Origin of the sequence: Dyadobacter sp. 22481 (genome assembly GCF_052044875.1) — a bacterium.
Lineage (GTDB): Bacteria > Bacteroidota > Bacteroidia > Cytophagales > Spirosomataceae > Dyadobacter > Dyadobacter endophyticus.
This window is the reverse complement of sequence record NZ_JBQENV010000001.1, coordinates 1,412,128-1,425,485: the sequence shown is the minus strand read 5'-3', so window position 1 is coordinate 1,425,485 and position 13,358 is coordinate 1,412,128. Positions and strand designations below refer to the sequence as shown.

General features: G+C 49.5%; 12 protein-coding genes. 7 read left to right on the top strand and 5 right to left on the bottom strand.

The window, feature by feature from the left end:
- The first annotated feature begins 20 nt into the window (after positions 1-20).
- The 6 genes from ACTJJJ_RS05510 to ACTJJJ_RS05485 all read left to right on the top strand — a co-directional run bounded on the left by ACTJJJ_RS05510 (position 21) and on the right by ACTJJJ_RS05485 (position 5,398).
- Positions 21-842, top strand: coding sequence for an SDR family oxidoreductase (locus tag ACTJJJ_RS05510; protein WP_426294495.1), 822 nt, complete (start codon positions 21-23; stop codon positions 840-842).
- Positions 843-959: 117 nt separating this feature from the next.
- Positions 960-1,184 (top strand): PLDc N-terminal domain-containing protein, encoded by a 225-nt coding sequence (locus ACTJJJ_RS05505; RefSeq protein ID WP_188929818.1) that lies wholly within the window; start codon positions 960-962, stop codon positions 1,182-1,184.
- 12 nt (positions 1,185-1,196) lie between these two features.
- A complete protein-coding gene (locus tag ACTJJJ_RS05500; RefSeq protein ID WP_426294496.1) occupies positions 1,197-1,424 on the top strand; it encodes a PLDc N-terminal domain-containing protein in 228 nt (75 codons plus the stop codon).
- Positions 1,425-1,912: 488 nt separating this feature from the next.
- Positions 1,913-4,150 carry a bifunctional alpha,alpha-trehalose-phosphate synthase (UDP-forming)/trehalose-phosphatase gene (locus ACTJJJ_RS05495; RefSeq protein ID WP_188929820.1) on the top strand — a complete coding sequence of 746 codons (2,238 nt, stop codon included), beginning with the start codon at positions 1,913-1,915 and terminating at the stop codon, positions 4,148-4,150.
- A gap of 27 nt (positions 4,151-4,177) precedes the next feature.
- Positions 4,178-4,762: a Crp/Fnr family transcriptional regulator gene (locus ACTJJJ_RS05490; protein WP_426294497.1), complete on the top strand. Its 585-nt coding sequence runs from the start codon at positions 4,178-4,180 to the stop codon at positions 4,760-4,762.
- A gap of 72 nt (positions 4,763-4,834) precedes the next feature.
- A complete protein-coding gene (locus ACTJJJ_RS05485) occupies positions 4,835-5,398 on the top strand; it encodes a DinB family protein (protein WP_188929823.1) in 564 nt (187 codons plus the stop codon).
- 122 nt (positions 5,399-5,520) lie between these two features.
- Here the strand turns inward: ACTJJJ_RS05485 and ACTJJJ_RS05480 are convergent, their stop codons facing one another.
- The 5 genes from ACTJJJ_RS05480 to ACTJJJ_RS05460 form a co-directional block, all read right to left on the bottom strand.
- Entirely contained in the window at positions 5,521-5,796 is a 276-nt protein-coding gene (locus ACTJJJ_RS05480) for a hypothetical protein (RefSeq protein ID WP_188929825.1), read from the bottom strand.
- 242 nt (positions 5,797-6,038) lie between these two features.
- Positions 6,039-7,109 carry a dipeptidase gene (locus ACTJJJ_RS05475; protein WP_188929826.1) on the bottom strand — a complete coding sequence of 357 codons (1,071 nt, stop codon included), beginning with the start codon at positions 7,107-7,109 and terminating at the stop codon, positions 6,039-6,041.
- Positions 7,110-7,193: 84 nt separating this feature from the next.
- Entirely contained in the window at positions 7,194-8,321 is a 1,128-nt protein-coding gene (locus ACTJJJ_RS05470; RefSeq protein ID WP_426294498.1) for a D-TA family PLP-dependent enzyme, read from the bottom strand.
- 91 nt (positions 8,322-8,412) lie between these two features.
- Positions 8,413-8,889: a RidA family protein gene (locus ACTJJJ_RS05465; RefSeq protein ID WP_188929830.1), complete on the bottom strand. Its 477-nt coding sequence runs from the start codon at positions 8,887-8,889 to the stop codon at positions 8,413-8,415.
- Between the two features lie 207 nt (positions 8,890-9,096).
- Complete coding sequence (locus tag ACTJJJ_RS05460; RefSeq protein WP_188929832.1) at positions 9,097-10,401, bottom strand: GntT/GntP/DsdX family permease; 1,305 nt, start codon at positions 10,399-10,401, stop codon at positions 9,097-9,099.
- Between the two features lie 282 nt (positions 10,402-10,683).
- On the opposite strand from ACTJJJ_RS05460, the gene gyrA reads away from it, so the two are divergent.
- The gene (gyrA, locus tag ACTJJJ_RS05455; protein WP_188929834.1) at positions 10,684-13,314 is read left to right on the top strand and encodes a DNA gyrase subunit A; all 2,631 of its coding nucleotides are present in this window, start codon (positions 10,684-10,686) and stop codon (positions 13,312-13,314) included.
- Positions 13,315-13,358: the final 44 nt, after the last annotated feature.

Below are 13,358 nucleotides of genomic sequence, written 5' to 3'. Positions count from 1 at the left end.
CAAATCAAAATTTATTCAAAATGAACGAGCAAAAAACCATTTTCATAACAGGAACAAGCAGCGGGCTAGGCAAGCTAACGGCAAAATATTTCGCAGAAAACGGCTGGAATGTGGCCGCAACCATGCGTACGCCGGAAAAGGAAACCGAGCTGACGGCATACGATAACATCCGGATATTCAAGTTGGATGTTACCAATACCGAGCAGGTGAGAACAGCCGTCGAGCAGGCGATCGATATATTTGGAAAGATCGATGTGGTGGTGAACAACGCGGGTATGGGTACTTACGGCGCACTTGAATTGGCAAAAGAGGAGGATATCGACTGGCAGTTTGCCGTGAACGCCCGCGGTCCGATTAATGTGATCCGCGCATTCCTGCCGCATTTCCGGGAACATGGTGGCGGGATGTTTATCAATATCAGCTCATTTATGGGCATTACCACGGCGGTGCCGCTGGGCTCGCTCTATAATATGTCCAAGTTCGCGCTGGAAGGCCTGATCGAAGGATTGTACTATGAACTAAAACCGCTGAATATAGAGTTGCGGCTGATCGAACAAGGCGGCTCGAAAGGGAATAGTTTCCGGGAAAGTATCGTTTGGAATACACATCCGGAAATCACGGCATATGACGAGTTGACGAGCAAACTTCAGGCCATTATGGCAAATGCGGATGAAAGCCAGCTGGACGATCCGATGGAAATAGTCAATGTAATTCACAGCCTCGCGACCCGCGAAACAAATCAATTCAGAAATGTGATCGGAGCGACTGGCAACCAGCTCATGCAGCTGCGACAATCAATGCCGATTGAAAAATATATGGACGCTATGAGAAGCTATTTCTGAGCAGGTAGTTCTTAACAGGCAGGTAGTGAAGTCATTTCATTGCCTGTCTATTTATTGTTTTAATTTGTTGGTAACCGAAGTTATATTATTTTGTATGAAAATATAACTGTCGACAATATGAACTTAGCATCGTTTTTAGGATTGGGACAAATGGAATTGATTCTGATCTCCGCTGTGCTACTTCCAATGCTGGTGTCGCTCTGGGCATTGATTGATGCGATCCGCAGCGATTTTGCAAAAGATATCAACAAACTGATCTGGATTCTCGTGATCATTTGTGTGCCATTTGTTGGAGGTGTATTATATTTTGTCCTCTCGCGGAAGCAGAAAGTAACAGCCTAAACGAGCCATTCAATGACATCAGCCATACTGCTATTTATGGGTTTAGGAGGTTTGGAATTTATGCTTTTGTTCATTATCCTGCCGCTTGCTGTTACTATTTGGGCATTGATCGACGCCATCAAGAGTGATTTCGAAAAGGACATCAACAAATTGGTTTGGATCATCGTGATCATTTGTTTTCCATTTTTCGGTGGAATCCTCTACCTCTTCCTCGGGCGGAGTCAGAAAGCCGGTTTTTAAATCTGAAAGCGTCGGGTGCGAAACTGGAAGCTATTCCGGACAGCATCCGGTGGGGCAAAAAAAGGCGGCTATTTCAGCCGCCTGCAACCCACAACAAAGAGTGGCACAGTATTAATCTGCGATTACATATTTGTAGTCCTTGACTAATCTTGGGCTTTTGCAAGCCCGTATTTGTGGTCAGTTATCACATTAACTCATGGAAAACAGCAATTAATTGCTTGCCGGTCGTTTATTGACTCGACCGGCGCCGGAAATGAAGTTGCCCAGAAATCCGGTTCCTGTAATGTGATAAAAGAGGTTGCGATAGCGAAAGTAACACATTCATCTCGTTTGGCAAAACTCTAGCGGATTAAGAAGCCCACTCATTTTTCGATAGAGCAAGGCAAGGCTGCGAAACAGCAATATACGCCGGTCTTGTTGCATCCATAGAAGGATTTCAGTGTCGGAACCTGACTGTGGCATGGCTTTTGAGGCCGTTTGAGCGTATTATGGAAAGTTTATCTCAGTCTGTCAATACGGGAAGGCTCATCATAGTCGCATATCGGTTACCGTTCAAGGTTGTCCGCGACGGTGATGTCTCCCGATTATTTCAAAATTCAGGCGGCCTCGTTTCTGCGGTGCTGTCGCTGGTAAAAGACCAGCAGAACCAGGCCTTTGATGCCCATCAGAAGATTCAGTGGATCGGTTTTTCGGAGAATAGCCCGGACGAGCTTGAAGGGCAGTCGATGGAGAATGAGAATTTCCGGGCGCATCCGGTTTTCATCCCCGACGAACTCAATGAAAATTATTATGAGGGCTTCTGTAACAATCTGATATGGCCGCTCTGCCATTACTTCCCGTCGCTGGCGCGATTCCATGATGCCTATTTCCAGGCCTACCAGGAAGCGCACGAATTGTTCTTCGAAAAGGTGAAGGAAGTGATCCGTCCCGGCGATGTAGTTTGGGTGCAGGACTACCAGTTGATGCTGCTCCCGCAAATGATCCGGCAAGCCTTTCCTGAAAACAAGATCGGCTTCTTTTTTCACATTCCTTTTCCTTCTTTCGAGATATTCAGGCTGCTGCCGGTGACTTGGAGGAAGGCTATTGTGAATGGCATACTAGGCGCCGATGTGGTGGGGTTTCATACCAACGATTATGTGGAGTATTTCCTGAAAGCGGCGAGACTTGTCTCCGAACTGGGGAATAAATTGCATTACATCAACCTCGGCAACCGGATTGTGAAGGTCGATTCATTTCCGATCAGCATCGATTTCGAAAAGTTCAATGATGCCTACGATGAGCCGGACGTGGCAGCCGCGCGTTCGGATGCCCGGCAGTCGCTCAAAGAGAAGATCATTTTCTCCGTCGATCGCCTCGATTATTCCAAAGGTATTATCCACCGGCTCCACGGTTATCAGCGTTTTCTCGAACAGAACTCGGACTGGCACGAAAAAGTGTCGTTTGTGATGGTTGTAGTGCCCTCACGCGATACGATAGAGCAGTACCAGCAAATGAAGTCGGATATTGACCAGACGGTAGGAAAAATCAATGCCGATTTCGGGACGATGTCCTGGCAACCGATCATTTACCAGTACCGCTCGATGCCTTACCACGAGATGGTGGGGATGTACACGGCCAGTGACGTCGCCCTTATCACACCTGTCCGCGACGGGATGAATCTCGTTTGCAAGGAGTATGTCGCAAGCCGGAAGGATGGCCGGGGTGTATTGATTTTAAGTGAAATGGCAGGTGCGGCGGCTGAGCTCGGCGAAGCGCTGATCATTAATCCGCTCGACAGGCAGGATATTGCCGATGCGATCAAAACGGCGTTCGAAATGCCTGAGGAAGAGCAATATAAACGAATGGAGGCCATGCGCGAGAGGATTCGTGACTATGATGTATTTGCATGGACTACTGATTTTTTTACCCAAATGACAATGCTAGAATTGGAACATGACCGGCTGCGCCAGGTTTTCCTGAACAACAGGGGCATCGACGTGATCCGGCACGCATATCAGTTATCCAATAACAGGATACTTTTCTTCGACTACGATGGTACCCTCGCACCGATCGTTCCCGACCCTGCGAAAGCGATTATGAGCGAGGATGTTAAAAAATTGCTCCATGATATTGCCAAACGTGATACGGTGGTAATCGTCAGCGGCCGCGACCGCTATTTTCTCGACAAGCTTTTCAGTGACCTTCCGGTGCATATGATCGCCGAACACGGCGCATTGATCAAGGCCAAAGATTCGGGTGAATGGCAGTTGAATGAAGGCTATGAGGAAAACTGGAAAGACGGCATCCGTCCGGTGATGCAGATCTATGCCAAACGTTGCCCCGGTGCCTTTGTAGAAGAAAAGGAAACCGCGCTGGCGTGGCATTACCGTACCGCCGACGATAAAGAATACGCTACCCGCCGGGCGCAGGAGCTGCTTTGGCAACTCAAAAACTACATCCAACCCGAGCTGAACTTGCAAGTTATTGACGGTAATAAGGTGGTGGAAGTCAAGAAAACCGCATTTAACAAAGGAACTGCTACGCGGACGTTCGTGGAAACGGGCGATTTCGACTTCATACTGGCTATCGGCGACGATACGACCGACGAGGACATGTTCGAAGCATTGCCCGATACTTCATTTACGATCAAAATAGGGGATGATCTTTCGGCCGCGCGGAATCACATCCGCAGCCAGGACGAGGTTTTTCATTTCCTGCATTTTATGGTCTCGCCCGTAGGCGAGTAGGAGGGGCTTTCGTATTTTAGCGGTTCTATGGAGGAACCGCTAAAATTGCTTCACTCGGTCGTTCAGGCCATTCATCCGCTCGATAACGTCGACTGGGAAGCGTTGTCGGCTATCTGGAAACCGTTCAGCGCGCGCAGGAAGGAAATCATTACATGTGCGGGCGAAACTGAGCGCTACATTTATTTCGTGACGGACGGCGTACAGCGCATTTACTATCTCGACGATCAGAACCGGGAGGCGACCATCGTGTTCACATACCGGCCGTCCTTCGGCGGCATTATCGATTCGGTGCTCATGGAAGTGCCCTCTCGCTATTATTATGAGACGCTTACGCCTTCGACATTTATTCGGGCCCCTTACAGCGAGTTTAAGGCGATTGCCTATGAACGGCCGGCCATTGAGCGGATGCTGCGGGCGGGAATGACGCAGACGCTCTCGGGCATTCTGGAACGACTTGTGGAAGTGCAGTGCTTTTCTTCGGAAGATAAATTCAGGAACCTGCTCAAACGAAGCCCGCATATACTGCAATTGGTGCCGCACAAATACCTCGCCAATTACCTGGGCATCGATCCGACGAATTTCAGCAAACTTGTCAACAAAGTCCGCATTTGAAAATCTTGGTTTTTACCAAATATTTCAAAAATCCTGTTGCACAACTTTGCATTGTCTATTAATCGAACGCCCATGGAAACCTTCAATAAGAAAGCATTGCTGCAACGGCTCGACGATCAGGTCGAGCAACACATCGCTGACGCGGTAGCATTGTTCCAAAACAGAGATAACGAATTCCTGAACCGGCCGTCGGATACCGGAGGGTGGAGCATCGCGCAATGCCTGGACCATTTGAACAGCTATGGCCATTACTATTTGCCCAGAATGCGCGAGAAGCTTCGCGCAGCGCCGTCCACCGAAAAGAAAGATTTTACAAGCACCTGGATGGGTGCTTATTTTACCCGCATGATGGATCCCGAAACCGGCAAGCGCAAATTCAAAGCTTTGAAGGGGCATATTCCGCCGTCTGACCTTGATTCCGCCGCGGTCGTAGGCGAGTTTATCAGGCAGCAGGAAGAGCTGCTATATCTGTTACGAATGGGCGTACGGAAAGACCTCGATGCAATCCGCGTTCCAGTGTCGATCCTGCCATTTATCCGTATGAAAATCGGTGACGTTTTCCAGTTCATAGTTGCTCATGACGAGCGGCATATGCAGCAGGCGAAGCGGAACCTCTTACTCGAGAACGTTTATTAGCCAGGAATATATTTTTGGTGGCCGGCGCGAAAATTCACGCCGGCCTTTCGTGCATGAAAAAAGCAGCCACCATGCGGTGGCTGCTCTGAAAAGGGTAAGGATAGCCGCTAAATGTCAGTACGCTATGCGATTGAAACGCCCCCTGTTTCCAATCGGGTTTCCAACAGGGCCTCATTCATGTTTTCGAGCTTAATAAAATGGCAGACATACCCGGCTGACCGCAAGGCAAGCTGGATACGGGTAAAGTCAGATAATTCGGAAGTCAGTGTCAGCAGGAAATCCTGGAAATCGTAAGCCCAGTGTTTTACATTAAGCTGTTTCAGGCAATCGTGCAGCTTTTGCAGCGATTTGCTTGCCTGAATGTGCGTACGGAAAAGAATCTTATATGTATTGGCCATTGTTTACTACTTGAAATTAGTGGTCGGTATGTTACCGTTGAATTCAGATTGTTGATTTAATAGATCAAACTTACTACTTATTTAAAATCGTTCCAAATAACTTTGCTTTAAAATTTGGAATAAAACAAAAAGCTCCGCAACCATGATGCCAAGTTGCGAAGCTTTTTTGATAACTCCTTTTAGTGCTATATTAAGAATTTATTAGATTTAATAAATTCCGCTGGAATGGTAGGCTAATGCTGTCAGTCCCAGCTCTTTTCCAGAAAGGTGACCCAGTTACGCCACATTATCCGTTCGATGTCGGCCTCGGAATAACCGCGTCTGGATAAGAGACTGGTAATGGTTTGCAAATCTGCAATGGAATCCAGGTCGCCGGGTGATTGCTCTTTGCCGTACGCGCCATCCAGGTCGGAGCCGATGCCTACATGCAATGCATTGCCTGCAATCTGGCAGATGTGGTCGATATGCTGCACGATATGCTCGATTTTCAGGCCGGTACTTTCCGGCGTCGATTTGCCGCGAACCCACCCAGGGATCATCATCCACGCATCGAAGGCCATACCGATCACCGCGTCGCGTTCGAGGAGTACTTTGATCATCTCGTCGGAAAACTGACGGTTGTGCGGTGTGATCGCGCGAACGAGGTTGTGGCTCGCCCAAACTGGCCCTTTATACAAATCCATCGCTTCCCAAAACGCGGTGTCGCACAGGTGGGTAGCGTCGAGAATCATGTCAAGCTGGTCCATTTCGCGTAGCAGGTCTTTGCCTTTTTCGCTTAAAGGAGCATCAGAGTCGGTTCCGTACGCGTATACGCCCGGGCCATAATGCGCGGGCCCGATCGCACGAAGGCCATAGGCGTAGGCGGTTTCAAGATTTTTGAGGCTTACAAATGAATCCGCGCCTTCCAGACTTAGAATATAGCCGATGGGCAAACCTTCGGTCGTTTCGGCATTCTGCCAAAGTTCAAGATGGCTCCGAAGGCCTGTTAGCCCCGTGATCTGCACCATTTCACCAGCCTCTTCCATAGCCTTGTACCACGCAACCTGGGCCTGGGTGATCGCCCACGCCTGGGCCTGCGAATGCCAGCCCGGGATTTTACTATCGGGCCTGATGTAACGGCCGATCTGCGTGGCCACGCAGAGTCCGATATTACCTTTGCGCATTTCCGGAAAACTCACCACGCCTTTGCCGCGGTCGGGTTTGTCGGTAAGGTTTTTTTCACGGTCGCGGATCGAATACAGGTCTTGCGTAAGGTCGCGGTTCCATTCCACGGCATTCATGGAAAGGTCGAGATGTGCGTCGAATAGGAACATAAAATGAATGAGTGAATAGGTCAATGAGTGAATGAGGGAATGAGGGAGGGTAGCTATTCACTCATTCGCTCATTCAAAATTAGGTTATATCGTGATACGCCTGCTACGCGCGGTGATCTTCCATTCATCCGTCACATTGCCGTCTTCAATGACTGTTGCGAAATCGTGCAGTGCCACGGTTGGGCAAATGTGGTAGGGGAGTGCGTAAAAGACATCGCCGATCTGGACGCTCTCCCATACATCGTTACTCACCTGCAACACACCGTGCTCTTCGCTTTGGCTGAGCAATGTGTAATCGGGCAGGTTGAGCAAACGCAGACGGTTTTCAATCGGGTTTTCGGCAGCAATCGCCTTATGGCCGAGGTCGATGGTGAGAATGCCCGGAGTCGGTTTGGAAACGACCCGGGTCAGTATTAATGCGGCGTGCTCAAATGGCTGGCCGTCGAACCGGTCACCGTAGCCCCAATCCCAAAGTACGTTCGTGCCCGGGCTGAGGTAAACGTCGGGGCGCAACGCATGTACGGTAAATGACGGTGAGCCGCCGACGATGATCATCGGTTCATAGCCGCATTCGGTTTCAATGCGGTCGAGCAACGGAAGCGCCTGTTCGTAGGCCTCGTCGGCCGCGGCCTTGCGCTCGGAAAACTCCGGATTACGAATGTGGCCGTCGTAAATATGCACGCCACCGAAAGATAATCCATCCAGAACGCTCACGAACCGGTACAGGGAAAGCAACGACTCATCTGTGGCGTGCCCGGTGCGGTTCATACCATTGTTGACATCCAGAAAAACCGCCGAGCGCAGCCCGCGCTCACGCGACGCTTCGCTCAGTAACGTGGCAGTTTGCTCGTTGTCGACAAGGGAAGCGAAGGTGGTATCGGGAAACATGTTGCGCAATGCAAAAAGCCGGTCGATATTCGGGCCGACGAGCTGGTAGGCGATCAATACCCACGGCGCGCCCGCGGTCGCGACCATTTCGGCCTCGGCGATCGTGGCGCATTTAAATTTTGAAATACCGGCAGAAAGCTGCATTGCGACGATTTCCGGGCATTTATGGGTTTTAACATGGGGCACCAGCCGTTCTGCGGAACGCTGCCCGGACGAGCCGGCAATGTTCACCATGCTGCGGATATTGCTCTCGATGCGGCCCTTGTAGAACAGGAGTGATGGAGAAATTACTTCCCCAGGGTTGGTTAGCTGGTACCAGGACATGTTTTTAATTTTGAATGACCGAATGATTGAATGACTGAATAATGGAAAGGACTCTGCCAATTCAATCATTCAGTCATTCAATCATCCAAAATTACTTTTCTTCAAGCTCAAACATCGCCTCGATCTCCACCGGGATGTTATCAGGCAATGTGCCCATTCCTACGGCGCTTCTTACACCGATACCGTTTTCTTCGCCCCATACTTTCGCGAAGAGTTCGCTGCATCCGTTGATGATATAGGGATGTCTTTCAAAATCCGTCGTGCCGTTTACCATGCCGAGCACCTTAATCACTCTTTTCACACGGTTGAGGCTGCCAAGATTGGCTTTCAGCGTGGACAAAATAGCCAGACCTACCTGACGTGCAGCGAGTTTGCCCTGTTCTGCATCGAGGTCTTTACCAATACGGCCTTTAATGAGCGAGCCGTCGTCCTGCACAGTGCCGTGGCCGGAAACGTAAACCCAGCGCTTGTCGACGATCAATAAAGGTTTATAAACGCCAACCGGTTTCGGTGCGGGAGGGAGGTTGAGGCCAAGAGCCGCGAAATTTGATTCTGGTGTATTGTCCATAGTAGTTGCGTCTTTTCCGTTAAAACGGACGGGTATTGATTGGGAATTGATTTTGAACGATAATATAAAGAGTATAAAAAGCGTATCTGAATACCCTCTTCCAAATTGAAAAAATCCATTACCGTCCGTTTAAACGGGCGGTATTGACTAGAACTCTTTATTACCGTCCGTTTTAACGGACGGAATGCGGACTAGGGTTTAATTTACTCAGACGAACAAATTTAGCACCAAAACGCCCAGTAAGCCCATTATTGACACAATAGTTTCCATTACCGACCAGGTGAGGATTGTGTCTTTGATGCTCAGATTGAAGTATTCTTTGAAGAGCCAGAAGCCACCGTCGTTGAGGTGGGAGAACATCAGGCTGCCAGATCCGATGGCGAGTACGAGCAATTCCGCGGGGACGCCTGCATTGGCAAGCAGGGGGGCGAGAATACCAACGGTTGTAAGCCCGGCAACGGTGGCAGAACCGACACAGACGCGGATTACCGCCGCGATGGCCCAGCTAAGCAGGAGCGGGGAGATGTCCATTCCTTTGAGGCTCTCGGCAATGTAGGTACTCACGCCGCTAGCTGTCATGATTTCTTTAAATACACCTGCTCCCGCGATGATCAGCAAAATGGTGGAAACGCCTTTGAAAGCTTCTTCCATTGATTTGCTCACCTTTTTCATGCTCATGCCACGTTTTACACCCAGTACATAGGCCGCAAAAAGCACCGAAACGAGCATTCCGAAATAGGGCTCTGCCAGCAATCCGATTAGTTTGTTATCAGGATAAACGCGTTTTACACCTGACATGGCAGTGAGTAGAAATACCGGAAGCAATGCAGTAACGATGCTGATTGCCAATCCCGGGAGTTCGGAAGCGGGGCGGGGTTTTACATCGAACAGGTCTTCGTCGGGTTTTGGCTGGAAACGTTTCAATGTCTTCCCAAAAATAGGGCCGGCTACGGCGATAGCGGGTAGCGAAACGATCATTCCATAGAATAGGGTCTTACCCAGGTCGGCATGCAGCTGGCTGGCGATCGCGGCTGGGGAAGGGTGGGGTGGGAGGTACCCGTGCGCTACGGATAACGCCGATAACATTGGAATACCTATATATAATAATGGTAACCTTGCGGTTGCACTGATCATGAAAATCAGCGGGATCACGATGACAAAACCTGCGTTATAAAACAATGGAATACCTATCACAAATCCGGCAAGCGCCATACCCCATTGAATGTATTTTTGACCAAAAAGACTGATAAGCGCATCGGTAATGCGCTGCGCGGCCCCACTGTCCGCCACCATTTTCCCCAGCATCGCCCCGAACCCGACAATGAGTACCAGGTCTCCGAGCGTCCCTCCCACGCCCTTCTGAATAGCTTTGCTCACCGTGTCCACATCCAGCCCGCTCGCGAATCCCAAAGCGATGGAAACCAGCAGGAAAGAGATGAAAGTGTCGATTTTAAGCCAGGCAATAAGTAAAATGAGCGCGAGGATTGCGATAAAGGTTAATAGTAAAGGCATAGGTGAAATTGTCGAAAATTAAGCTTTTGCTAATAAGTTGGAAGAACGGGATTTTTAATGATAGATGCCAATTTAGTTTTCCCGCGGATATTTCTGGCAGGTAATGGACGGATAGTCACGGATATACGCCCCGGGGGCCGAAATAGCACAAAAGATAGTTTGTTAGAATGCTTTAAAATAGCGAAATTTGACTTTTTAGTACCAACAAGATTGTATTAATCCGCTGGGCAATTGAATCTATCGGTTAGCCCAACTTAAATTTTGATTCTTTTCTAATTCTTTATGGCAGAATCTTCTGGTGAAAACATTATCCCGATTAATATCGAGGATGAAATGCGTGGAGCCTACATCGATTACTCGATGTCCGTTATTATCTCCCGCGCTTTGCCCGACGTTCGCGATGGTCTGAAACCCGTTCACCGGCGGGTCCTTTATGGAATGGACGATCTGGGCGTAAGCTACAACCGGGCCCATAAGAAGTCGGCTCGTATTGTGGGTGAAGTTTTGGGTAAATATCACCCGCATGGCGACTCCTCCGTTTATAATACGATGGTGCGTATGGCCCAGCCATGGTCGTTGCGCTACCCGCTTGTCGATGGTCAGGGTAACTTCGGATCTGTCGACGGCGACAACCCGGCCGCAATGCGTTACACCGAAGCCAGGCTGAAAAGAATTGCCGACGAGCTGCTCGCTGATCTCAACAAAGACACGGTTGACTTCCAGCCCAACTTCGATGACTCGTTGAGCGAACCTACGGTCCTGCCTGCTAAATTCCCGAACCTGCTTGTTAACGGATCGTCCGGTATCGCGGTAGGTATGGCCACCAACATGGCGCCGCACAACCTGACGGAGGTAGTGGACGGCGTACTCGCTTACATCGACAACAACGACATTACGATCCCGGAACTGATGGAGCATGTAAAAGCTCCTGACTTCCCGACGGGTGGTATCATTTATGGTTACAATGGCGTACGTTCTGCAATGGAAACAGGCCGTGGCAGCATCATCATGCGGTCCAAGGCGCAATTTGAGGTTTCCAAGACCGGCCGCGAGCAGATCATCGTAACCGAAATTCCCTACATGATCAACAAAGCGGCGATGATCGAACGGATCGCGTCGCTGATCAACGATAAGAAACTCGACGGCATTTCCGACATCCGCGATGAATCGGACCGTGAGGGTATGCGCATTGTTTTCGACTTGAAAAAAGATGCTATACCTAATATTGTATTGAACCACTTGTACAAATACACGCCGTTGCAGACCTCTTTCGGGGTGAACAACGTCGCGCTTGTAAAGGGACGCCCGGTTTTGCTGAACCTGAAAGACCTGATCAAGCATTACGTGGATCACCGGATTGTGGTAATTACCCGCCGGACCGAATATGAACTGCGCGAAGCGGAAAAACGCGCACACATTCTGCAAGGTTTGCTGATCGCACTCGATAACCTCGACGCGGTGATCTCACTGATCCGCGCAGCCCGTGACCCGGAAACTGCGAAGAACGGATTGATGGAGCAATTCAGCTTATCGGAAATCCAGGCGCGCGCGATACTTGAAATGCGTCTGCAACGTCTGACCGGTCTTGAAAGAGAGAAGATCGTGAAGGAATATGAAGAGATCATGGTCCTGATCGCCGACTTGAAAGACATTCTTGCCAATGAATTCCGTAAGTTCGAGATCATCAAAACCGAGCTGACCGATATTAAGGAACGCTACGGTGATGCACGCAGAACGAAAATCGAGTTCTCGGCGGAGGAATTCAGCGACGAAGACATGATCGCCGATGAGGAAATGCTCATTACCATTTCCAAGGAAGGATATATCAAACGTACGCCGCTTTCGGAATACCGTACGCAAACAAGGGGAGGAGTTGGTTCACGCGGTGTGAAAACCAAAGACACCGATTTCACCGAGCATTTGTTCTCTGCGACAATGCTTAACTACCTGTTGATATTCACCGAATACGGTAAGTTGTTCTGGATGAAGGTTTACGAGGTGCCCGAAGGAAGCAAAACTTCCAAAGGCCGCCCGATCCAGAACCTCATCAGCCTTGAAGGTGGTGACTCGATCCGGTCGGTTATCAATGTGAAAACGCTGTCGGATGAGGATTATATCAACAATAATTACCTCATTATGTGTACCGAGCAGGGCACCATTAAAAAGACTTTGCTCGAAGCATATTCACGTCCGCGTACAAACGGTATCATCGCGATTTCGATCAATGAAGGAGACCGCTTACTGAACGTTGCGTTAACCAACGGTGACAACGACATCGTGATCGCGTCGGCTGCCGGTAGGGCGGTCCGCTTCAACGAAAAGGGCGTGCGACCAATGGGACGTACCGCTGCCGGTGTTCGTGGTATCAACCTGAACGATCCCGACAATAAAGTGATCGGTATGGTATGTATCAGCCGCGAAGATGCCCAATTGCTTGTTGTTTCTGAAAATGGTTTTGGAAAGCGCTCTGCAATAGAAAGTTATCGGGTAACAAATCGTGGTGGTAAAGGAGTCTCGACCATGAATGCTACCGACAAGGTAGGCAAGCTGGTGGCGATTCGCGAAGTTACCGAAGAAGACGACCTGATGATCATCACACGTAACGGTATCGCTATCAGAATGAGCGTGCTTGATATCCGTCAGGCAGGACGTAATACCCAAGGCGTGAAACTGATCCGTCTGAACAGCTCGGATGAGATCACATCGGTAACCCGTATTCTGAAAGATCCGGATGAGAAAGCCGAAGATGAGCTGGACGAAGATGGAAACGTAGTTCCAAAACCGGTAGCGCAGGTTGAAGGCGCATTGGCAGAAGATGTGTTGGTTACAGACGAGTTGGATGAGGAAGACGAGGATGTCGCTGACGACGAAGAGGAGGACGATGAAGAGCCTTCCGACGACGCAGAGGCATGATTTTTGTAAAATTTATATTAATTGATTTATATTTAGAACTCGAA

Coding starts and splice junctions, on each gene's coding strand:
- ACTJJJ_RS05465 (WP_188929830.1), bottom strand. CDS start 8,889: ATGGACAATACACCAGAATCAAATTTCGCGGCTCTTGGCCTCAACCTC.
- ACTJJJ_RS05460 (WP_188929832.1), bottom strand. CDS start 10,401: ATGCCTTTACTATTAACCTTTATCGCAATCCTCGCGCTCATTTTACTT.
- ACTJJJ_RS05505 (WP_188929818.1), top strand. CDS start 960: ATGAACTTAGCATCGTTTTTAGGATTGGGACAAATGGAATTGATTCTG.
- ACTJJJ_RS05500 (WP_426294496.1), top strand. CDS start 1,197: ATGACATCAGCCATACTGCTATTTATGGGTTTAGGAGGTTTGGAATTT.
- gyrA (WP_188929834.1), top strand. CDS start 10,684: ATGGCAGAATCTTCTGGTGAAAACATTATCCCGATTAATATCGAGGAT.
- ACTJJJ_RS05510 (WP_426294495.1), top strand. CDS start 21: ATGAACGAGCAAAAAACCATTTTCATAACAGGAACAAGCAGCGGGCTA.
- ACTJJJ_RS05495 (WP_188929820.1), top strand. CDS start 1,913: ATGGAAAGTTTATCTCAGTCTGTCAATACGGGAAGGCTCATCATAGTC.
- ACTJJJ_RS05480 (WP_188929825.1), bottom strand. CDS start 5,796: ATGGCCAATACATATAAGATTCTTTTCCGTACGCACATTCAGGCAAGC.
- ACTJJJ_RS05470 (WP_426294498.1), bottom strand. CDS start 8,321: ATGTCCTGGTACCAGCTAACCAACCCTGGGGAAGTAATTTCTCCATCA.
- ACTJJJ_RS05490 (WP_426294497.1), top strand. CDS start 4,178: ATGGAGGAACCGCTAAAATTGCTTCACTCGGTCGTTCAGGCCATTCAT.
- ACTJJJ_RS05485 (WP_188929823.1), top strand. CDS start 4,835: ATGGAAACCTTCAATAAGAAAGCATTGCTGCAACGGCTCGACGATCAG.
- ACTJJJ_RS05475 (WP_188929826.1), bottom strand. CDS start 7,109: ATGTTCCTATTCGACGCACATCTCGACCTTTCCATGAATGCCGTGGAA.